This is a genomic window from Pseudomonas sp. TWI929 (genome assembly GCF_039673335.1).
GTDB lineage: Bacteria > Pseudomonadota > Gammaproteobacteria > Pseudomonadales > Pseudomonadaceae > Aquipseudomonas.
The window spans coordinates 22526-41199 of the sequence record NZ_JBDJLK010000016.1 but is presented as its reverse complement, the minus strand read 5'-3'; the positions used below and the strand labels follow the sequence as shown (position 1 = coordinate 41199).

Annotated in this window: 16 protein-coding genes and 1 tRNA gene; 13 read left to right on the top strand and 4 right to left on the bottom strand. The window is 63.5% G+C overall.

Annotated features, from left to right (window positions below; genetic code table 11):
* Positions 1-72: 72 nt before the first annotated feature.
* Positions 73-3816: an EAL domain-containing protein gene (locus ABE456_RS09690; protein WP_346643703.1), complete on the top strand. Its 3744-nt coding sequence runs from the start codon at positions 73-75 to the stop codon at positions 3814-3816.
* Positions 3817-3832: 16 nt separating this feature from the next.
* Positions 3833-3909, top strand: a tRNA-Ile gene (locus tag ABE456_RS09685).
* A gap of 127 nt (positions 3910-4036) precedes the next feature.
* On the opposite strand, the gene ABE456_RS09680 is transcribed toward ABE456_RS09685, so the two are convergent.
* A complete protein-coding gene (locus tag ABE456_RS09680) occupies positions 4037-4591 on the bottom strand; it encodes a serine acetyltransferase (RefSeq protein WP_346643702.1) in 555 nt (184 codons plus the stop codon).
* A gap of 299 nt (positions 4592-4890) precedes the next feature.
* On the opposite strand from ABE456_RS09680, the gene ABE456_RS09675 reads away from it, so the two are divergent.
* The gene (locus ABE456_RS09675; RefSeq protein ID WP_012270181.1) at positions 4891-5352 is read left to right on the top strand and encodes an Lrp/AsnC family transcriptional regulator; all 462 of its coding nucleotides are present in this window, start codon (positions 4891-4893) and stop codon (positions 5350-5352) included.
* Between the two features lie 12 nt (positions 5353-5364).
* Here the strand turns inward: ABE456_RS09675 and ABE456_RS09670 are convergent, their stop codons facing one another.
* Entirely contained in the window at positions 5365-5796 is a 432-nt protein-coding gene (locus ABE456_RS09670) for a hypothetical protein (protein WP_346643701.1), read from the bottom strand.
* Between the two features lie 408 nt (positions 5797-6204).
* Between ABE456_RS09670 and ABE456_RS09665 the strand changes: the two genes are divergently transcribed.
* The 10 genes from ABE456_RS09665 to ABE456_RS09620 all read left to right on the top strand — a co-directional run bounded on the left by ABE456_RS09665 (position 6205) and on the right by ABE456_RS09620 (position 16948).
* Positions 6205-6519, top strand: a complete 315-nt coding sequence (locus ABE456_RS09665; RefSeq protein WP_346643700.1) for a transcriptional regulator — start codon at positions 6205-6207, stop codon at positions 6517-6519.
* Positions 6520-6681: 162 nt separating this feature from the next.
* Positions 6682-8364, top strand: a complete 1683-nt coding sequence (locus ABE456_RS09660) for an NAD(P)/FAD-dependent oxidoreductase (protein WP_346643699.1) — start codon at positions 6682-6684, stop codon at positions 8362-8364.
* A gap of 14 nt (positions 8365-8378) precedes the next feature.
* Positions 8379-9173: a carbon-nitrogen hydrolase family protein gene (locus ABE456_RS09655; protein WP_346643698.1), complete on the top strand. Its 795-nt coding sequence runs from the start codon at positions 8379-8381 to the stop codon at positions 9171-9173.
* A 143-nt stretch (positions 9174-9316) separates the two neighbouring features.
* Positions 9317-11605 carry a pyrroloquinoline quinone biosynthesis protein PqqF gene (gene pqqF / locus ABE456_RS09650; RefSeq protein WP_346643697.1) on the top strand — a complete coding sequence of 763 codons (2289 nt, stop codon included), beginning with the start codon at positions 9317-9319 and terminating at the stop codon, positions 11603-11605.
* 170 nt (positions 11606-11775) lie between these two features.
* On the top strand, positions 11776-11847 hold the full coding sequence (gene pqqA, locus ABE456_RS09645; RefSeq protein ID WP_003243383.1) for a pyrroloquinoline quinone precursor peptide PqqA: 72 nt from the start codon (positions 11776-11778) through the stop codon (positions 11845-11847).
* A 79-nt stretch (positions 11848-11926) separates the two neighbouring features.
* The gene (pqqB, locus tag ABE456_RS09640; protein ID WP_346643696.1) at positions 11927-12838 is read left to right on the top strand and encodes a pyrroloquinoline quinone biosynthesis protein PqqB; all 912 of its coding nucleotides are present in this window, start codon (positions 11927-11929) and stop codon (positions 12836-12838) included.
* A 161-nt stretch (positions 12839-12999) separates the two neighbouring features.
* The gene (pqqC, locus tag ABE456_RS09635; RefSeq protein ID WP_061550893.1) at positions 13000-13755 is read left to right on the top strand and encodes a pyrroloquinoline-quinone synthase PqqC; all 756 of its coding nucleotides are present in this window, start codon (positions 13000-13002) and stop codon (positions 13753-13755) included.
* Positions 13752-14027, top strand: a complete 276-nt coding sequence (gene pqqD, locus ABE456_RS09630; protein WP_010951728.1) for a pyrroloquinoline quinone biosynthesis peptide chaperone PqqD — start codon at positions 13752-13754, stop codon at positions 14025-14027. The genes pqqC and pqqD overlap by 4 nt, the downstream gene beginning before the upstream one ends.
* Before the next feature lies 1 nt (position 14028).
* Positions 14029-15159, top strand: coding sequence for a pyrroloquinoline quinone biosynthesis protein PqqE (pqqE, locus tag ABE456_RS09625; RefSeq protein ID WP_346643736.1), 1131 nt, complete (start codon positions 14029-14031; stop codon positions 15157-15159).
* Positions 15125-16948, top strand: a complete 1824-nt coding sequence (locus ABE456_RS09620) for a S9 family peptidase (RefSeq protein ID WP_346643695.1) — start codon at positions 15125-15127, stop codon at positions 16946-16948. The genes pqqE and ABE456_RS09620 overlap by 35 nt, the downstream gene beginning before the upstream one ends.
* Positions 16949-16980: 32 nt before the next feature.
* Here ABE456_RS09620 and ABE456_RS09615 read toward each other — a convergent pair whose 3' ends face one another.
* Both ABE456_RS09615 and ABE456_RS09610 read right to left on the bottom strand, forming a co-directional pair.
* Positions 16981-17139, bottom strand: a complete 159-nt coding sequence (locus tag ABE456_RS09615; RefSeq protein WP_009681539.1) for a YqaE/Pmp3 family membrane protein — start codon at positions 17137-17139, stop codon at positions 16981-16983.
* Between the two features lie 148 nt (positions 17140-17287).
* Entirely contained in the window at positions 17288-18568 is a 1281-nt protein-coding gene (locus ABE456_RS09610; protein ID WP_346643694.1) for an aminotransferase class III-fold pyridoxal phosphate-dependent enzyme, read from the bottom strand.
* Positions 18569-18674 lie beyond the last annotated feature (106 nt).

The window sequence follows — 18674 nt, the reverse complement described above, 5'->3', positions numbered from 1 at the left end:
CCACCTTCCACCGCACACCTGCAGCAATGCCCGTCTACACTCGATTTCAGACCATCTGAATGCGAGGCCGCCATGCCCTTGAAGCCGGCCATCCTGTTGCTGCTCCTGATTCTGTGGAATACAACGGCCGGCGCCCTGACCCTGACAGACGAGGAGAAAGCCTGGTTGGCTGCCCACCCGCAGCTAAGCCTGGGCATAGATGCCTCTTGGCCACCGTTCGAGTTTCGCGACCAGGAGGGCCGGTACCAGGGATTGGCCGCCGATTACATCGCCACGATCCAGCAACGCCTGGGCGTGACGCTCAAACCGGTCGAACCCAGCAGCTGGACCGAGGTACTGGCGCAGGCGCGGGAAAACCGCATCGACCTGCTGCCCGGCATCATGTCCACCCCCGAACGCCAGGGCTACCTGGCCTTCACCCGCCCGTACCTCGATTTCCCCATCGTCATCCTCGCCCACAAAGGCGGCGCCCAACCGCGCAACCTGGATGACCTGTACGGCCTGAAAATCGCCGTGGTCGAAAATTACGCTCCACACGAGCTGCTGCGCAGTCACCACCCCGACCTCAACCTGGTGGCGCTGCCCAACGTCAGCTCCACGCTGCAGGCCCTGGCCACCGACCAGGTGGACGCCGTGGTCGGCGACCTGGCTTCCAGCATCTGGAGCCTGCGCCAGCTCAAGCTCGACGGCCTCTACGTCAGCGGCGAAACACCCTACCGTTACCAACTGGCCATGGCCGCCCCCCGCAACAACAAAGTCTTGGTCGGCATTCTGGATAAAGTGATGGCCGACATGAGCAGCGGCGAAGTCAGCCAGATCCAGCAGCACTGGGTGGGCAATGTGGTCGACCAGCGGATGTTCTGGTCCGACCTGCTGGTCTATGGCCTGCCAACCGTGCTGCTGCTGATGGCCGTTCTGGCCGTGGTCATCCGCATCAACCGCCGGCTCAGCTCGGAGATTTCCCGGCGCATCGCCCTGGAACAGGAGCTGCGAAGCAGCGAGTACCACTACCGTGGCCTGGTCGAGAGCCTGTCCGCCATTGCCTGGGAAGCCGATGCCAATGATTTCACCTACAGCTACGTCTCGCCTCATGCCGAAGACCTGCTGGGATACCCGCTGAGCGAATGGCTCAAGCCCGGCTTCTGGCGCAGCATCCTGCACCCGGAAGATGCCCTGTGGGCCCAGGCCTACTGTGACAGCGAAACGGCGGGCGGCCGTGACCACAGTCTGGACTACCGGGTCATCCGCGCCGATGGCCAGCCGCTGTGGGTACGCAATATCGTCAGCATGATCGAGCACGGCCACCAACCAGTGATGCGCGGGCTGATGATCGATATCAGCGACACCAAACGCACCGAGGACGCCCTGCGCCTGTCGGAGCAGAAGTTTGCCTCGGTATTCCAGCAGTGCCCTGACATCTTGCTGATTGCCCGCCACAGCGACGGCTGCCTGCTGGAGGTTAACGAAGCCTTCGAAGAGCAGATCGGCCTGACCCCGGGCCAGGTGATCGGCCGCAACGCCGCCGAGCTGAACCTGTGGGGCGTTGAAGGCAGCGGGCCAAGGCTGCTAGAGCGCCTGCACCAGGGCGGTATCCGCAACCTGGAGATGAGCTTCCGGCGCAGCAACGGCCAGCTGTTCACCGGCCTGACCTCGGCCGAAACCTTCGAACTCGACGGCACCCCCGCGCTGGTGGTGGCGGTACGCGATATCAGCCAGCTCAAGGAAACCCAGGAGCAGCTGCAAACCTCGGAAGAAAAATTCGCCAAAGCCTTCCACGCCTCACCCGACGGCCTATTGCTGTCGCGCCAGAGTGACGGCTTGCTGCTTGAAGTGAACGAGGGCTTCTGCCGCCTCACCGGCTATGACCTCAACCTGACCATCGACCAGACCTCGCTGGACCTGGGTATCTGGGTCGACCTCAATGAACGCAAGCGCCTGATAGACCAGCTTAGCCGCGATGGTTTCGTGCGCGATTTCACCTGCCACATACGCCGCAGCGATGGGCAGATCCGCCTCTGCGAGCTGTCCGCACGGCCGCTGCCGATTGCCGGCGTCGACTGCATGCTGACCATCGCCCGCGACATTACCGAACGCCACCTGATGCAGGAAAAACTGCAGTTGGCCGCCACTGTGTTCGAGAACACCGCCGAAGGCGTACTGATAACCGATATCGACCAGCGCATCAGCGCCGTCAACCGTGCCTTCAGCGAAATTACCGGCTACAGCGAGATCGAAGCCCTCGGCCAAACCCCGCGCCTGCTCGCCTCTGGCCAGCACGACAGCGCCTTCTATGTGGCCATGTGGCACCAGCTGACCGCCGAAGGCCACTGGCAAGGCGAGATCTACAACAAACGCAAGAATGGCGAACTCTACCCAAGCTGGCTGACGATCAGCGCCGTGCGCAACAGCGAACGCGAAGTCACCCACTTCGTGGCAGTTTTCGCAGATATCTCCAGCATCAAGCACGCGCAGGCCAAACTCGACTACCAAGCCCACCACGATCCGTTGACCGGCCTACCCAACCGCGCTCTCTTCGAGAACCGCCTGCAGGCCGTACTCACCTGCGCGCAGGTGTCCAACCGCCAGGGCGCTGTGCTGTTCCTCGACCTCGACCGTTTCAAGCACATCAACGACAGCCTCGGCCACCCAGTCGGCGACCTGCTGCTGAAGGGTATCGCCCAGCGCCTGAAAGAGCAGGTCCGCGACGTTGACACTGTGGCCCGCCTGGGCGGCGACGAATTCATCATCCTCCTGCCCGGCCTGCACAAGCCCAGCGACGCCAGCACCATCGCCAACAAGCTGCTGGCCTGCTTCAATGCGCCATTCCAGGCCGGCGAACACGAGTTTTTCACCAGCGCCAGCATCGGCATCAGCCTTTACCCACAGGACGGTACCGATGTTTCCTCGCTGATCCGCAACGCCGACGCCGCCATGTACCGCTCCAAGGCCAAGGGCCGCAACCGCGTCGAAGCCTATACCCGCGACCTCACCGCCCAGGCCAGCGAGCGCATCGCCCTGGAACACGAGCTGCGCCGGGCCATCGAACGTAACGAGTTGAGCCTGTACTTCCAGCCCAAGCTCAGCCTCAAGACCCAGAGCCTGGTCGGTGCCGAAGCGCTGATCCGCTGGAGCCACCCGACTTTTGGTGAAGTGCCGCCGGAGCACTTTATCCACCTGGCCGAAGAGAATGGCACCATCCTTCAGCTCGGCGACTGGGTGCTGGAGCAAGCCTGCCTGCAGATGCAAACCTGGAAGCTGCATTACGAACCTTTCGGCCCGCTGTCGATCAACCTCGCCGGCGCCCAGTTGCGCCACCCGCACCTGGCCCGGCGTATCGAGCAGTTGCTCAAGCACCACCAGTTGAAGGCCGGCGACCTGCAGCTGGAAATCACCGAAAACTTCATCATGAGCCAGGCAGAAGAAGCCCTGGCCGTGCTGTACCAGCTGAAGAAACTGGGTGTGCAACTGGCCATCGACGACTTCGGCACCGGTTACTCATCGCTGAGCTACCTCAAGCGCCTGCCGCTGGATATTCTCAAGATCGACAAGTCGTTCATCCGCGGCCTGCCCGACGACCCCCACGACGCCGCCATCGCCCGCGCCATCATCGCCCTGGGCCGCAGCATGCAGCTGACCATCATTGCCGAAGGCGTGGAGAACCAGGCCCAGCAACGCTTCCTCGCCGCCGAAGGCTGCGAGCAGATCCAGGGCTATATCGTCAGCCTGCCCCTGCCCCCAGAAGAGTTCGCCGCAACGTTTCTTCGCATAGCACTATCGGATCTTTCAGATGGCACAGGTGCGAAACCCTCGTTATAATCCGGCCACTTACTGAGGGCCTATAGCTCAGTCGGTTAGAGCAGAGGACTCATAATCCTTTGGTCCACGGTTCGAGTCCGTGTGGGCCCACCAGATACGACAAAGCCGCGCGATTGCGCGGCTTTTTTGTGCCTGTCGTTCAGTTGGGGGAATCACGCTCGTTTCTTCGTGGCATGCCCAGCCGCTTTGCTTGCGAACTTGCGGCATGTAACTCTTCTGGTTACTCCCCTCTCGGCCGCATCTCGACCTGCCGTGGGTTGTAGAAGGTCATCCCAGCCGGAATATCCCGAGTAACCAGCGACATCGCGCCAATCACCACGTCGTCACCAATGTCGATACGGTCGGCAACGATGCAACTGTTGGCGCCAATGCTCACGTTGTCGCCAATGCGCAGCGCGTAGACTTCCAGACCGAGGGTCTTGATACCGATCGAGCAGTTCTGCCGGATGAAGAAGTTGCGCCCGATGCTCACGTGCCGGGTAATCACTACACCCGGCAGGTGCGCGATGCGCAGGCCGGGTGCGATTTGCGCACCGATGTCGATGTCCACCGCGTACTTGCGGTTGAGCCGTTGCTGCATGCGCCGGGCGTGGCGCCGGGCCAGGCCGCCGCGGGCGTCGAAGTACTGAGCCAGGCGGTAGGCGAAGAGAAAGCGCAACTTGTTGTCCTTGCGTGCGCGGCGCAGCACGTTGAATAGCAGGCTGATGCGGCGTCCGGGCTTTTTCTTGTTGGAGACTTCCAGTCGCCAGCATTCGAGCAGGTGATCGAGGTTCACGCTTAGGTTTCCGTTGGGCTAGCGCTTCATCATGCCGAATTACTGCCGAAGACGCAGCCCTCGGAGCATACGCGATCCCTTTGTGGGAGCGGCCTTGTGTCGCGAAAGGGCTGCGCAGCAGCCCCGGCGATATTTGCATCAGCGCAGAAATTTTGGGGCCGCTTTACGGCCCTTTCGCGACACAAGGCCGCTCCCACAAAAATGCCAGCCCTGCGCGGTCAACGGTGCTGGGCTGTACCTGGCCTTGCCCTGATTGGCACTGGCTAGCTAGGCTAGCCGGCCAACCGTAGAGACTCGCCATGTCGGATTCCCGCTCCATCACGCTGGATGAAATCGATCGCCAGCTGATCGCCCTGCTGCAGATCAACGCCCGCGAAAGCGTCGCCACCCTCGCCCGCCAGCTGGGCATCGCCCGCACCACGGTCAACTCGCGTCTGGAGCGGCTGGAGAAGAACAAGGTCATCTCCGGCTATGGCGTGCGTCTGGGCCAGAGTGTGATAGGCGGCGGGCTGCAGGCGTATGTGGGGATCAAGGTGCAACCGCGCTCCGGCAAGGAGGTGGTGCGGCGCCTCAGTGCAATGGGCCAGGTGCAGCAACTGTGCGCGGTGAGCGGCGAGTTCGACTATGTGGCCTGGCTGCGTACGGATTCGCCCGAGCAACTTGACCAACTGCTCGACCAGATTGGCAGTGTCGACGGGGTGGAGAAGACCACCACGTCGATCATTCTCAGCAGCAAGGTGGACCGCGGGCAGCCGCTCTGAGCGGGCTGGCGGTCAGGCCTCCTGGCCGTCGAGCAGGCCCTCCAGAATTGCCGAAAGGCTTTCGGCGGAATGCTGCATCGACCAGACGATGTCACGGCTCCTGTCGGGGGCGTGGTGTTGGGCGTAGTCAGTTGCGATCTGATTGAGGCCACGGGCCAGCAGGCAGGCGTGGACCAGGGCGTCGGCGGCGTCGATGCCGGGGCGGATGGCGAATAGCGGCGGGTGGCTGGATTCGCAGTTGCAGAAGGGCTTTTCGGCGGTGGGTTTCAGTTTTTCGGGTTGGTCAGAATCCGTCTTCTTCATGATGCAATTCCCAAATTGAGCCTTGAGGAAACCGCCTACCAACTCCTTCTCACGGGAAATAGGTGGCAGCCATGCACGGGGTGAGAACCGGCCAACTTGGAAATCCGGCCAGGCCAAAGCCTGCCCGCGCACGGCTGCCATGACTCAAGCCTTGGTGCGAAGTTGGAGGATGGGTTCTCACGCCCAGTCGCCCTAACAGCGGCGACCCAGTGAAGTTAACCCTGAGACTTTTCCAGCGCAGCCAGACCGAGGCTATAGCGGGCGTAGGGTAATTCCTTATCTCACGGCACGGGTGTAGGAACTGTCTGATCACCCGTATCACAAGGGCAGCACGGTCCCCCGTGGGAGCGGGTTCACCCGCGAATGCGTCGGTAGATTCACAGCAGCATTCGCGGGTAAACCCGCTCCCACAGGGTATGCAGTGCACTATCGATCTCAGCTTTGCAGCTACAAGCCTATCAAGACGCAGTGATGCTTTTTGTCACTAATTAACCATACGTAAATCACGTACACATATGCAGTATGGAGGTCTCCACAAGAGGCTTACCCATGCCCCGCAACCTGTTCACTGAGCTCACGGAAGGCTTCGACGCCCTGGCTGAAGAACGCCAAGGCAAGAAAACCCTGCGCTCGCACAAAGCCAGCTTCACCGAGCTGGCCCCTTTGGCGCCCGACGAACTGCTGGAACTGCGCCAGCGTCTCAACATGTCCAGGGCAGTGTTCGCGAACCATCTGCGAACCAATACCAGAACGCTGGAGAACTGGGAACAGGGCCGTTCCAGGCCTAATGCGCAAGCAGTCGCACTAATTCGTCTGGTGCAGAAATACCCTGAGACAGTGGACCATTTGGCGTCTTTGGCGTGAGTCGTCAAAAGCACTCATAGAAGGTCAAATACGACGAACAAAGCTACATTCAGACAACACTCTGCACCTTAATAACGAACACCCCACTCCCTAAAATGACCCCCAGGCATCTCCTATACTCAGGCTCCGCTCCCCGCGCAGCCTCTCTGGCAAGGTCACTTCATGAACAAAAAAAACCGCCACCCCGCCGACGGTAAAAAGCCAATCACCATCTTTGGCCCGGACTTCCCCTTCGCCTTCGACGACTGGCTGGAACACCCTGCAGGCCTGGGTAGCATTCCGGCTGAGCGCCATGGTGAGGAAGTGGCCATCGTCGGCGCCGGTATCGCTGGCCTGGTGGCGGCCTACGAGTTGATGAAGCTGGGCCTCAAACCAGTGGTGTACGAGGCCTCCAAGCTGGGTGGCCGGCTGCGTTCGCAAGCCTTCAACGGCACCGACGGGATCATCGCCGAACTGGGTGGCATGCGCTTCCCGGTGTCGTCCACCGCCTTCTACCACTACGTGGACAAGCTGGGCCTGGAGACCAAACCCTTCCCCAACCCGCTGACCCCGGCTTCGGGCAGCACGGTGATCGACCTGGAAGGCCAGACCTACTACGCCGAAAAAGCTACCGACTTGCCGCAACTGTTCCACGAAGTGGCCGACGCCTGGGCCGACGCGCTGGAAAGCGGCGCCCAGTTCGCCGACATTCAGCAAGCCATCCGCGACCGTGATGTGCCACGCCTGAAAGAACTGTGGAACAAGCTGGTCCCGCTGTGGGACGACCGCACTTTCTATGACTTCGTCGCCACCTCGCGCTCGTTCGCCAAGCTGAGCTTCCAGCACCGTGAAGTGTTCGGCCAAGTCGGCTTCGGCACCGGCGGCTGGGACTCGGACTTCCCCAACTCGATGCTGGAAATCTTCCGCGTGGTGATGACCAACTGCGACGACCACCAGCACCTGGTGGTCGGCGGTGTGGAGCAGGTGCCGCAAGGCATCTGGCGCCATGTACCGGAGCGCTGCGTGCATTGGCCGGAGGGCACCAGCCTCAGCGCGCTGCACGGCGGCGCACCGCGTACTGGGGTAAAGCGCATTGCCCGTGCCGCCGATGGCCGCCTGGCAGTCACCGACAACTGGGGCGACACCCGTTACTACAGCGCGGTGCTCGCCACCTGCCAGACCTGGCTGCTGACCACCCAGATCGACTGCGAGGAATCGCTGTTCTCGCAAAAGATGTGGATGGCCCTGGACCGCACCCGCTACATGCAGTCGTCGAAGACTTTCGTCATGGTCGACCGGCCATTCTGGAAGGACAAGGACCCGCAAACCGGCCGCGACCTGATGAGCATGACCCTCACCGACCGCCTCACCCGCGGCACCTACCTGTTCGACAACGGCGACGACAAGCCAGGGGTGATCTGCCTGTCCTACGCGTGGATGAGCGATGCGCTGAAGATGCTGCCGCACCCGGTGGAAAAGCGCGTTCAGCTGGCGCTGGATGCACTGAAGAAGATCTACCCGAAGACCGATATCGCCGGGCACATCATCGGCGACCCGATCACTATTTCCTGGGAGGCCGACCCGCACTTCCTCGGCGCCTTCAAGGGCGCGCTGCCGGGCCACTACCGCTATAACCAGCGCATGTACGCACACTTCATGCAGCAGGACATGCCTGCCGAGCAGCGCGGCATGTTCATTGCCGGTGACGATGTGTCGTGGACCCCGGCCTGGGTGGAAGGCGCGGTACAGACGTCGCTGAATGCGGTGTGGGGTATCATGAACCACTTCGGTGGCCGTACCCACCCGGACAACCCAGGCCCAGGCGACGTATTCGACGAGATCGGCCCGATCGCCCTGGCTGACTGAGACAAGGAGGCGCCATGCGCATCGCTCTGTTCCAGGGCACGCCCAAGCCACTGGACGTACCCGGCAACCTGCAACGGCTACGTCACCAGGCACAATTGGCGGCCGAACGCGGCGCCCAGTTGCTGGTGTGCCCGGAGATGTTCCTGACCGGCTACAACATCGGCCTGGCCCAGGTCGAGCGCCTGGCCGAGGCCGACGATGGGCCGGCGGCCATGGAAGTGGTGGAAATCGCCCAGGCGCACCGCATCGCCATCGTCTATGGCTACCCGGAGCGCGGCGATGATGGCGCGCTCTACAACAGTGTGCAGTTGATCGATGCGCATGGCCGTAGCCTGAGCAACTACCGCAAGACTCATCTGTTCGGTGAGCTTGACCGTTCGATGTTCAGCGAAGGCCCAGACCACTTCCCAGTGGTGGAACTGGACGGCTGGAAGGTCGGCCTGCTGATCTGCTACGACATCGAGTTCCCGGAAAATGCCCGGCGCCTGGCGCTGGACGGTGCCGAGCTGATCCTGGTGCCGACGGCGAACATGACCCCTTACGATTTCATCTGCCAGGTGACCGTGAGGGCCCGGGCGCAAGAGAACCAGTGCTACCTGGTGTATGCCAACTATTGCGGCTCGGAAGACGAGATCCAGTATTGCGGGCAGAGCAGCATCATTGGCCCGGATGGCAGCCTTCTGGCCATGGCTGGGCGGGACGAATGCCAGTTGCTGGCAGAGCTGGAGCATGAGCGGGTGGTGCAGGGACGGGTGGCGTTCCCTTACCTCACCGATTTGCGCCAGGAGCTGCACCTGCGTAAAGGCTGACGGCCCTTTCGCGGGTTAACCCGCTCCCACAGGTACAGCGTGATCTGAAGGTCAACACCACCCCTGCGGGAGCGGGTTCACCCGCGAAGAGGCCGGCCCTGCCAACAAATGGGTTAGCATGGTCAGCAGTTACCGGAGCCTCCATGCCTGACGCCACCCGCCACCTCACCCTCGCCAATGGCCTGCAGCTGACCCTGCGCCACGCCCCGCGCCTGAAGCGCTCGGCTGCCGCTCTGCGGGTGCACGCGGGCAGCCACGACGCTCCGGGCAAATGGCCCGGCCTGGCCCATTTCCTTGAACACCTGTTCTTCCTCGGCACCCCGCGCTTTCCCCTGGACGACGGCCTGATGCGCTACGTGCAGGCGCTTGGCGGCCTGGTCAACGCCAGCACCCGCGAGCGCACCACCGATTTCTTCTTCGAAGTCCCGCCCAGCGCCTTGGCCGGCGGCCTCGAGCGCCTGTGCCAGATGCTGGCCGAGCCGGACCTGGCCATCGAACGTCAACGCCGCGAACGTGAAGTGATCCATGCCGAGTTCATCGCCTGGTCGCGCAACCCCCAGGCGCAGCAGCAGTTCGCCTTGCTGCAGGCCGTGGCACCCGGCCATCCACTGGGCGCTTTCCATGCCGGTAACCGGCACACCCTGGCCTTGCAGGATGCGGCCTTCCAGCAAGCGCTTGGAGGCTTTCACCAGCGCTTTTACCAAGGCGGCCAGATCGTCTTGAGCCTGTGCGGCCCGCAGCCGCTGGATGTACTGGAGCAACTTGGCCGCCAGCATGCCGCACTGTTCGCAACAGGTGAGCACGTGCCACAGGTTGTGCCGCCGCCACTGTCGACGACCACTGCGCCACTGGTCTTCACCCACGAGCACCTCCCGACCGGTGCCGACCAGGCCCTGGAGCTGCTGATCGCCTGCCTCAGTGACAGTCGCCCGGGTACCTGGCTGTGTGAGCTTCGCCAGCGTGGCTGGCTGCAAAGCTTCAAGGCCGAAATGCTGTATGCCTTTGCCGGGCAGCTGCTGTGGCACATCGACCTGAAGCTCAGCGCAGACGCTTGTCCAGACGAAGCCAATGCCCTGCTGCAAGGTTGGTTCAGTTTCATCCGCCAGGCCGCCCCTGAGCAGTTGAACAGCGCATTCGGCCTGCTGCAGCACAGCCGCGAACGCAGTGCCAGCGCGCTGGAGCTGGCCCGCCGGGACAGCACCGGCCAGCCATTCGCCAAACTGGATGCGCAAGGTTTGCGGGCCCTGCTTGCCCTGCTGGAAGGCCTACCAGGCCGCGAGCATGGGCAATGGCAACTGCCCGTAGTCGACCCCTTGCTGATGGCCGACCTGCCCAATGCCAGCCCGCAGCCTCTACCTGCAGCACTGAACGTCAGCAACCAGCTGCCTGGCGCTCGTCAGTACGCGGCGCTGTACTTGCGCTGGCACGTCCCTTCACCGTTGCGCCAGCGCCTGTACGCGGTGCTTGAGCGTGCCTTGCACCCCCTGCAAGAGCGCTGCGAGCGTGTAGCGGTGCAGCTGCAGTTCAGTAGCGCTGGCGAATACTGGCAATTGCGCTGCGCCGGCCTGCCGGCAGCGGTGCTGCGCACTGTGGAACAGGCCCTGGCGCTGCTGCTCAAGCCCCCGGCCGCCAGCTGGCTGGCATCCTCGCTGCAACCTGCGGTACTGATACCCATCAGGGCCCTGCTCAAACAACTGCCTGACGCGGTGTTGGGCGCTACGCCTGCGCCTGATCCGGCTTGCACGCTGCAACAGACACAGCTCGACGGCCTGTGGCAGCACTCAAGCTGGCACGGCCTGGCCGCTGGCTTCGACGGTGCCGCGCTAAACGCCTTGGCAAGCGCGTTGCAGCACTGCCCTGGCCAAGGCGCGGCACCTGCACTTCCGCCCGCCTGGGCCAAGCGCCGCTGGCAGCATGCCGACGTACCAGGCAGTGAACATGCCCTGCTGCTGTTCTGCCCACTGCCGGCGGCCAAGGAAGCCGCAGGCCGCCTGCTCGCCCAGCTGCTGCAAGGGCCGGTTTACCAGCGCCTGCGGGTAGAACTGCAACTCGGCTACGCGGTATTCAGTACCTTTCGTCAGGTCGAGGGCGTCGGCGGCCTGCTGTTCGGCGTGCAATCGCCGCATGCCAGCCAGGCACACATCTTCGACCACCTGCTTACCCTGTTGCGCCAGGGTGTCACCCTAACCCCAGCCGCCCGCCAAGCCTTGGCCGGGCAGTTCGACGAACCCGCCATGGCCAACGCCGAGGTAGCCGAATGGGCGTGGCAGACACACCTGGCGACACAACCCGGCGAGCTGGATGAGCTGCGCGGTTCTATCCTGAACACGCGGCAGGCAGATCTGGACCAGCTGCTAAGCCATCTGCTCGACCAAGGTGCCACTTGGCTGTGCTTGGCCAACGCTGCCGCGCCAGATGCCTCTTGGCAATGACCGAATCCACGATTGTTACGCGAACTGCAACGGCACTTTTCGAATAATTAACCTTTCGGTACAAATTTTTCTTGTAAGATAGCGCAATCCCAGCTTATGGAACTGCCAGCGAATGGTGGTACCCAAGTAGTAGCTGAACAACCCCAACCCCATCCGGAAGGAGTAATTCCATGTGGACCAAACCTGCATACACTGATCTGCGTATCGGCTTCGAAGTCACCATGTACTTCGCTAACCGCTAAGCCCGGCTTAGGGTTTCACGCCTCGGCCTGCCGGGGCGTTTTCGTTTTTCCGATCCGGTTTTCAGCATAGAGAGTGGCCATGTACATCCAGGTTCTCGGCTCCGCCGCCGGTGGCGGGTTCCCACAGTGGAACTGCAACTGCGTCAACTGCAAGGGCTACCGTGACGGTACCCTGCGGGCCACGGCGCGCACCCAGTCGTCCATCGCCCTGTCCGACGACGGCGTGCACTGGGTGCTGTGCAACGCCTCGCCCGACATCCGCGCCCAACTGCAGGCCTTTGCGCCGATGCAGCCGGCCCGGGCCCTGCGCGACACCGGCATCAACGCCATCGTCCTGCTGGACAGCCAGATCGACCACACCACCGGCCTGCTGAGCCTGCGCGAAGGCTGCCCGCACCAGGTGTGGTGCACCGACATGGTCCATCAGGACCTCACCACCGGCTTCCCGCTGTTCAACATGCTCAGCCACTGGAACGGCGGCCTGCAGTGGAACCGCATCGAGCTGCAAGGCAGCTTCGTGATCGACGCCTGCCCCAACCTCAAGTTCACCCCGTTCCCCCTGCGCAGCGCCGCGCCGCCCTACTCGCCGCACCGCTTCGACCCGCACCCGGGCGACAACCTTGGCCTGCTGGTCGAGGACACCCGTACCGGCGGCAAGCTGTTCTATGCCCCAGGCCTGGGCCAGGTCGATGAAAAGCTGCTGGCGATGATGCACGGCGCCGACTGCCTGCTGGTCGACGGCACCTTGTGGGAAGACGATGAAATGCAGCGCCGTGGCGTGGGCACCCGCACCGGCCGCGAAATGGGCCATCTGGCGCAGAACGGCCCCGGCGGCATGCTGGAAGTGCTCGATGGCTTCCCGCGCCAGCGCAAGGTACTTATCCACATCAACAACACCAACCCGATTCTCGATGAAGACTCGCCCGAGCGCGCCGAAGTGCTGCGCCGGGGCGTGGAAGTGGCCTTCGATGGCATGAGTATCGAGTTGTAAAAACAGTCTATGAGGCGACACATAACCCTGTGGGAGCGGGCATGCCCGCGAAGAACCCAACACAGTTTATGGCACCGGCTTCGCCGGTGTTCGCGGGCATGCCCGCTCCCACAGGGGAGTGGTGTGCCAGGCCAGATAAGCGGTTTACAGGAGCCAGCCGAATGAGCGACGCACTGCCAATGTCCCCTGCCGAATTCGAGCAGGCCCTGCGCGCCAAGGGCGCCTATTACCACATCCATCACCCGTACCACGTGGCGATGTACCAGGGCCGCGCCAGCCGCGAGCAGATCCAGGGCTGGGTGGCCAACCGCTTCTACTACCAGGTCAACATCCCGATGAAGGATGCCGCGATCCTGGCCAACTGCCCGGACCGCGAAGTGCGCCGCGAGTGGATCCAGCGCCTGCTTGACCACGACGGCGCTCCCGGCGAAGACGGCGGCATCGAAGCCTGGCTGCGCCTGGGCCAGGCCGTGGGCCTGGACCCGGACCAACTGCGCTCGCAAGAGCTGGTACTGCCCGGCGTGCGCTTTGCCGTGGATGCTTACGTCAACTTCGCTCGCCGCGCCAGCTGGCAGGAAGCCGCCAGCAGCTCGCTGACCGAGCTGTTCGCCCCGCAAATCCACCAGTCGCGCCTGGACAGCTGGCCGCAGCACTACCCGTGGATCGACCCGGCCGGCTACGAGTACTTCCGCACCCGCCTGGGCCAGGCCCGGCGTGATGTGGAGCATGGCCTAGCGATTACCCTGCAGCACTACACCACCCGCGCGGGCCAGGAGCGTATGCTGGAGATACTGCAGTTCAAGCTGGATATCCTCTGGAGCATGCTCGACGCCATGAGCATGGCCTACGAGCTGAACCGCCCGCCCTATCACTCCGTCACCCAGGAACGGGTGTGGCACAAGGGGATCACCCTATGAGTTTCGACCGTAACCAGGTGCCGAACTGGCGCCCCGGCTACCGCTTCCAGTACGAGCCGGCACAGAAGGGCCATGTGCTGCTATACCCCGAAGGCATGATCAAGCTCAACGACAGCGCAAGCCTGATCGGTGGCCTGATCGACGGCCAGCGTGACGTGGCAGCAATCATCAGCGAACTCGAACAGCAATTCCCCGGTGTCCCGGAAGTAGCCGATGACATCGAGCAGTTCATGGAGGTGGCCCGTGCCGAACACTGGATCGTCCTCGCCTGAGTTGCCGCCCACGCCCGAGGTCGGCCTGCCGCTGTGGCTGCTGGCCGAGCTGACCTACCGCTGCCCGCTGCAGTGCCCGTACTGCTCCAACCCGCTGGACTTCGCCGCCCAGGGCCAGGAGCTGAGCACCGAACAGTGGTTCAAGGTAATGGCCGAGGCACGGGAAATGGGTGCCGCGCAAATCGGCTTTTCCGGCGGTGAGCCGCTGGTGCGCCAGGACCTTGCCGAGCTGATCGGCGAGGCCCGCCGGCTGGGTTACTACACCAACCTGATCACCTCGGGCATCGGCCTGACCGAGGCGCGCATCGCCGACTTCAAGAAGGCTGGCCTGGACCATATCCAGATCAGCTTCCAGGCCAGCGACGAGCAGGTAAACAACCTGCTGGCCGGTTCGAAGAAGGCTTTTGCGCAAAAGCTGGAGATGGCCCGTGCGGTGAAGGCCCATGGCTACCCGATGGTGCTCAACTTCGTCACCCATCGGCACAATATCGACAAGATCGACCGCATCATCGAGCTGTGCATTGCTCTGGAAGCCGACTTCGTCGAGCTTGCCACCTGCCAGTTCTATGGCTGGGCGCACCTCAACCGCCTGGGCCTGCTGCCGACTCGCGCACAGCTGGAGCGGGCTGAACGGATCACCAACGAGTACCGCGACAAGCTCAAGGCCGAGGGCAACCCGTGCAAGCTGATCTTCGTCACCCCGGACTACTACGAAGAGCGCCCCAAGGCCTGCATGAATGGTTGGGGCAACCTGTTCCTCACCATCACCCCCGACGGCACCGCGCTGCCCTGCCATGGTGCGCGTCAGCTGCCGGTGCAGTTCCCCAACGTACGCGACCACGACCTGCACCATATCTGGTATGAGTCGTTTGGCTTCAACCGCTTCCGTGGCTACGAGTGGATGCGCGAACCGTGCCGCTCCTGCGACGAGAAGGAAAAGGACTTCGGCGGCTGCCGCTGCCAGGCCTTCATGCTGACCGGCGATGCCAGCAACGCCGACCCGGTATGCGCCAAGTCGGCCGACCACGGCATCATCCTCAAGGCCCGCGAGGAGGCAGAAAGCGCCCAGCTCGCCATTGAACAGATGACTTTCCGCAATGAACGAAACTCCCGTGTCATCGCCCGCGGCTGAATTCAGCGCGGCCCAGGCGGTTGCCGCCGGCACCGACTTCGCCGAACTCAAGGTCAGTGCTGACGGGCTGTTCTGGAACGAATTCCGCCCGGCCGATGGCGCCTGCCGCATCTGGCATTGGCAGCACCATCAGGCCCGCTGCCTCACGCCCGATGGCTTCAGCGTGCGCAGCCGGGTCTACGAATACGGCGGTGGCAGTTTTTGCCTGGGGGGCGACGGGCTGCTGTTCGTCAACGAAATGGACCAGCAGGTCTACACCCAGGCGTTGGACGATGCGCTACCGCACGCCCTGACCAGCGATGCCAGCTGCCGCTACGGCGATGTGCAATGGCACAACGGCCTGGTGCTGGCTGTCGAGGAGCGCCATGCCGAGCAGGTCAAGCATCGCCTGGTCGGGTTGTGCGATGGCAGCCGCGAGGTACTTGCCGAGGGTGCCGACTTCTATGCCTCACCCACTTTGAGTGCCGATGGCCAGCGGCTGGCGTGGATCGAATGGGATCGCCCGGCACAGCCCTGGACCATCACCCGATTGATGTGCCGCACACGTGACAGCAGCGGCCACTGGGGGCCGGTGCAGTGTGTGGCCGCCTCTGATGAATCGCTACAACAGCCACGTTTCGATGCTTCAGGCCAGCTCTACTGCCTGTCCGACCGCGATGGCTTCTGGCAGCCCTGGGGCGAGGTCGATGGCCACTGGCAGGCCCTGCCTGCCGAGCCTGCGGACCACGCCGCTGCGCCTTGGCAATTGGGCACCTGTACCTGGCTGGCGCTAGGGCCGCAAAGCTACCTGGCCAGTTGGTTCGAGGACGGCTTCGGGCAACTAGGGCTGCGTACTGCCGATGGCCGCATGGAGCGGTTCGCCAGTGCCTATACGCGCTTTCGCAACCTGGCCATGGATAGCGAGCACCTGTATGCCATTGCCGCCTCGCCCATCAGCCCGCCGGCGGTGATTGCCATTGACCGCAGCAACCACGAGGTACGCGTGCTGGCCGGTGGTACCGAGATGCTGCCAGCAGGGCAAATCAGCCTGCCGCAGTCGATCCACTATGGCAGTGAAGGCGAGCAGGCTCATGGTTTCTTCTACCCTGCTGCGCACTCACAGGGCGCCGCGCCGCTGGTAGTGTTCATCCACGGCGGGCCGACCTCGGCCTGTTATCCGGTGCTGGACCCGCGTATCCAGTATTGGGCCCAGCGCGGCTTCGCCGTGGCCGACCTGAACTACCGGGGCAGCACCGGCTATGGCCGGGCATACCGCCAGGCACTGCACCTGCGTTGGGGTGAGAGCGATGTGGCCGATGCCTGCGCGGCAGTTGAATACCTGGCGGCACAGGGCCTGGTCGACAAGCACAAGGCGTTCATCCGCGGCGGCAGCGCTGGCGGCTACACCACCCTTTGCGCCTTGGCCTTCCATGATGTGTTCCGCGCTGGCGCCAGCCTGTACGGGGTCAGCGACCCGGTTGCGCTGGGGCGTGCCACGCACAAGTTCGAGGGCGATTACCTGGACTGGCTGATCGGCGACCCGCAGCAGGATGCCGAGCGCTACCAGCAGCGCACACCGCTGCTGCATGCAGGGCAGATCAAGGTGCCGGTGATTTTCTTCCAGGGTGAGCTGGATGCGGTGGTGGTGCCGGAGCAGACACGGGTGATGCTGGCGGCGCTGCAGGCTAACGGGATCGAGGCTGAAGGGCACTTCTATGCGGGGGAGCGGCATGGCTTCCGCAAGGCGGAGAACCTGGCGCATGCGCTGGAAGAAGAGTGGAAGTTTTATTGCCGGGTGTTGGGAGGCTGAGATCCTGGGGCCGCTTTGCGGCCCCAAAAATCTCAGCGCTTGGCGATGATATACACCGCATGCACGATCCCCGGAATGTACCCCAGCAAGGTCAGCAGGATATTCAGCCAGAACGCCCCGCCAAACCCCACCTGCAGGAACACACCCAGCGGCGGCAGGATGATGGCGATGATGATGCGGATAAAGTCCATGCGAGTCTCTCCTGAAAGGGTTACATCAGAGACTTGCCGCCCGCCGCAGAGGTTCCACAGGCAAAAAAAAACGCCCCGGGCCGAATGAAACAGGCCAGGGGCGATGCGCAGGAACGCCAGACGGTTCGTAGAATTCTTTAACAGGCCATCAAGCCGGCATTTCGCGGCGAGCCTGCTGCTGTGCATGCAGGCGAGCGAAGGCGCGGGCCAGGCGCAGCAGCATTTCGTCGATGTTGCCCTTGCTCACGGTCAGCGCCGGCGAAAAACGCACCACATCCGCTTGCGGTGCATTGAGCAGCAAGCCTTCGTGCAAGGCCGCCGCCACCAGCTCGCGGGCCAGGTTTTCCTTCAGTTGCAGGGCCCACAACAGGCCTTGACCGCGCACTTCACCCTGGCCATAGCGCCCGGCCAGGCGGCTCAGGCCTTCGCGCAGGTGGCGGCCGTTGTCCTGCACCTGGGCGAAAAAGCCAGGCTCCAGCACGGTGTCCAGCACGGCCAGGCCAGCGGCGCACATCAGCGCGTTGCCGTGGTGGCTGCCTTCCAGTTCGCCAGGCTCGGCGCAGCATGCCGTGCCCCGGGCCAGCAAGGCCGCCAGCGGCACGCCACCCCCCAGGCCCTTGCCCAGGGTGATGATGTCGGCACGCACGCCATAGGTCTCTTCTGCCAACAGCGCACCACAGCGGCCAACACCGGTCTGCACCTCATCCAGGACCAGCAGGATACCCAGCTCACGGCAGAGCGTTTCCACGCCCTTGAGGTATTCCTGCGTGGCCGGAATCACCCCTGCCTCGCCCTGGATCGGTTCGAGCATGATCGCCACGGTGCGCGAGTCCACCTCGGCGTGCAGGGCCGCCAGGTCATTGAACGGCACCTTGCTGAAACCGGGCAGGCCAGGTTCGCAGCGGTTGCACGGCAGCGGGTCGGACGCCGACAGCGCGCCCAGGCTGCGGCCATGGCAGGCCTGGCTGGCGGTGATGATGTGATAGGCGCCATTGCGGTGCAGCTGGCCCCACTTACGCGCCAGCTTGATCGCGCCTTCGCAGGCCTCGGCACCACTGTTGAGCAGGTAAGCCTGGTCACTGCCGGTGCTCTGGCACAGGCGGTCGACCAACCGCAGCAGGCCACGGCTGTGGAAACCCGCGCCGGGGTTGATCAGTGCCTGGGCCTGGTTACCCAACGCTTTCACCAGCACGCTGGGGCTGTGGCCCAGGCTGTTGACCGCGCCGCCCTGGGTGAAGTCCAGGTAGGCATGCCCTTCGTTGTCCCACAACCAGGAGCCCTGCCCACGCACGAACACCTGCGCGGCTCGCTCTGCACTGGGCATCAGGCGATCGCGCGACAGCTCAGAAGCTTGCGGCACGATCACCGGCGCACGCTTGGGCTCGGCGACGGCGGCAGGGGCCGGGCGGCGCAGGTTGAACAGGTTCATCAGGGCTCCAACCAATCACGGTAAAGGGCGGCCACGGTGCGGTCTTGATGCCAGCACTCGATATTTTGCCTTGCCTATCAAAAGTGTTTTTCATCCGGGGTAACAA

What these genes read in the sequence shown, in the direction of transcription:
- ABE456_RS09690 (WP_346643703.1), top strand. Translation starts at nt 73, where the DNA reads ATGCCCTTGAAGCCGGCCATCCTGTTGCTGCTCCTGATTCTGTGGAAT.
- ABE456_RS09675 (WP_012270181.1), top strand. Translation starts at nt 4,891, where the DNA reads ATGTCGGATTCCCGCTCCATCACGCTGGATGAAATCGATCGCCAGCTG.
- ABE456_RS09670 (WP_346643701.1), bottom strand. Translation starts at nt 5,796, where the DNA reads ATGGCAGCCGTGCGCGGGCAGGCTTTGGCCTGGCCGGATTTCCAAGTT.
- ABE456_RS09665 (WP_346643700.1), top strand. Translation starts at nt 6,205, where the DNA reads ATGCCCCGCAACCTGTTCACTGAGCTCACGGAAGGCTTCGACGCCCTG.
- ABE456_RS09660 (WP_346643699.1), top strand. Translation starts at nt 6,682, where the DNA reads ATGAACAAAAAAAACCGCCACCCCGCCGACGGTAAAAAGCCAATCACC.
- ABE456_RS09655 (WP_346643698.1), top strand. Translation starts at nt 8,379, where the DNA reads ATGCGCATCGCTCTGTTCCAGGGCACGCCCAAGCCACTGGACGTACCC.
- pqqF (WP_346643697.1), top strand. Translation starts at nt 9,317, where the DNA reads ATGCCTGACGCCACCCGCCACCTCACCCTCGCCAATGGCCTGCAGCTG.
- pqqB (WP_346643696.1), top strand. Translation starts at nt 11,927, where the DNA reads ATGTACATCCAGGTTCTCGGCTCCGCCGCCGGTGGCGGGTTCCCACAG.
- pqqC (WP_061550893.1), top strand. Translation starts at nt 13,000, where the DNA reads ATGAGCGACGCACTGCCAATGTCCCCTGCCGAATTCGAGCAGGCCCTG.
- pqqD (WP_010951728.1), top strand. Translation starts at nt 13,752, where the DNA reads ATGAGTTTCGACCGTAACCAGGTGCCGAACTGGCGCCCCGGCTACCGC.
- ABE456_RS09620 (WP_346643695.1), top strand. Translation starts at nt 15,125, where the DNA reads ATGAACGAAACTCCCGTGTCATCGCCCGCGGCTGAATTCAGCGCGGCC.
- ABE456_RS09615 (WP_009681539.1), bottom strand. Translation starts at nt 17,139, where the DNA reads ATGGACTTTATCCGCATCATCATCGCCATCATCCTGCCGCCGCTGGGT.
- ABE456_RS09610 (WP_346643694.1), bottom strand. Translation starts at nt 18,568, where the DNA reads ATGAACCTGTTCAACCTGCGCCGCCCGGCCCCTGCCGCCGTCGCCGAG.